The organism is Chitinophaga sp. (assembly GCF_035564935.1).
Classification (GTDB): Bacteria; Bacteroidota; Bacteroidia; order Chitinophagales; family Chitinophagaceae; genus Chitinophaga.
On record NZ_DATMTE010000212.1, the window covers coordinates 1 to 1,877 of the forward strand.

Genomic DNA, 1,877 nt, shown 5'->3' on the forward strand with positions numbered 1-1,877 from the left:
AAGACCGGGTGATGGGAGAGTTGTGTTTTATGAGAGCTTTTTCTTACTTCTATTTGGTACGTTTGTATGGAGGCGTGCCAATACATACACAATCGGTACAGGGTAATTCTGATTTTTACCCGGCCAGAAATTCAGTAGAAGAGGTGTATGATTTAATTTTTGATGATCTGAAAAAAGCCGCTGAAAAATGTATTCCCTATAGCCAGCAGCCTGCAAGAGAATTCGGACATGCCACAAAAGGCGCCGCGCAGGCCATGTTATCACTGGCATATCTGACCTATGGAAATACCCTGGATCTAAAAGGGCAAAGCGGTGAATCGAAGAACTTCTATCAGCTTGCAAAAAACTATGCAGATAGTATAATCCAGTCAAATGAATACTTTCTTATCAGTAATTACGCGGACTTGTGGAACGTAGACATGGAAAAAAACGCATACAGGGAAGTGATTTTCGGTATCCAGTTTACCCGTGATGGAACCGCAGCGAGCGCAAGTTCCAGGGGCAGCGAACTCGCCTATTTTTTACAGCCGGTCAGCCGCTTTAATATTTGCGGAAACCCAACCGATGGGGCAGGGGCCGGAACAACACGTCTTCAGCCCTGGTTTGTCCAAATGTATAAGGAAGGCGAATACGCAAACGATTACAGGTCTGAAGTTTCTTTTTTAACCAGGTGGAGCTATAAAGGTACAGCCAGGCAATCGATTACGTTTCCGGAAGTAGCCAGCTCAAATGAACTGGTGGAGCAATACCCGTATATAAATAAGTATATTGATCCAAAAGGACTACAGGCCAGGAATAATGAAAACGATTTGTATGTTATCCGCTTGTCTGAAGTATATTTAATAAAAGCGGAAGCGGAAAACGAGTTGAATGGACCGACCTCTGAGGCCTATGCTGCTTTTAATATGCTTAGACAGCGCGCCCGTTTAGCAGATGGCACTCCCCGTGCCACACCCGTTGATCTGCAACCTGGGTTATCTAAACAGGCATTCAGGCTTGCCATATTTAATGAAAGGGGACTTGAACTTGTTGGGGAAGGCCATCGATGGTTTGATGCCGTAAGAATGCGATACCTGGACAACAAGCGAACAATGGAAGAGTACCGGTACACCGAGTTCTATCCGGCCATGGATAAAAAGGCGCCCACTTACAATGCCACTACCCATACGTGGACAGGTGGTCTTGTGCAACCTTTAAATGTGGTAGCCTGGTCTTCTAAATTTTTACTCTGGCCAATACCAAGTTCTGAAATTGATGCAAATCCGAAAATGACGCAGAACACAGAATACGGTTGGTAATTACGCAATCATTTACGAAACAAGGATCCAGGTAGTTATAACAGGCTGCCTGCTCCGGTTCAATTTTAAACTGCTCAACTTTTTTAGATGAGACGCTACTCTTTTGCCACTATCCCCGTTGTGCTGGTTTTGATTTTGTATAACGCACCAGCTATTTGGGCACGGGATAGAAATAATTGTCTTAAAGATACGGTGACCAGTATTTCACCGCCTGATCAGGGCCGCGTGAACGAGATTACAAAAATGTTGATGGAAGATCCCAAAGGCTTTGGAGATCCTTGTAATAATCGTACACACTGGGATCAGCTAAAAGCATCAGGTCGTTATATCAAAGTTTTGAATGAGGCAGATAAATTAATGATACAAGGCCTTCCGGTATGGAATGAAGATGTTTATATGGGTTTTTTCACTAAGGGCGATTCGCAATCAGGAAAAGACATGCAGTCCAACCGCATGCGGGCATTCGTACAACTTGTTTGGGCGGAATGTATCGACAACAAAGGAAAATATGTTCCTGCAATTGAAAAAGCGCTGAAAGACCTGATCACCCAGAAGACCTGGGTACATCCGCGTAACTTT

General features: G+C 44.1%; 2 protein-coding genes. Both read left to right on the plus strand.

The annotated features are described in order from the left end of the window. The coding region (locus tag VN105_RS05550; RefSeq protein WP_325638747.1) for a RagB/SusD family nutrient uptake outer membrane protein at positions 1 to 1,298 on the plus strand (1,298 nt) is incomplete at its 5' end. 87 nt (positions 1,299 to 1,385) lie between these two features. Further along, the coding region (locus VN105_RS05555; protein ID WP_325638749.1) for a hypothetical protein at positions 1,386 to 1,877 on the plus strand (492 nt) is incomplete at its 3' end.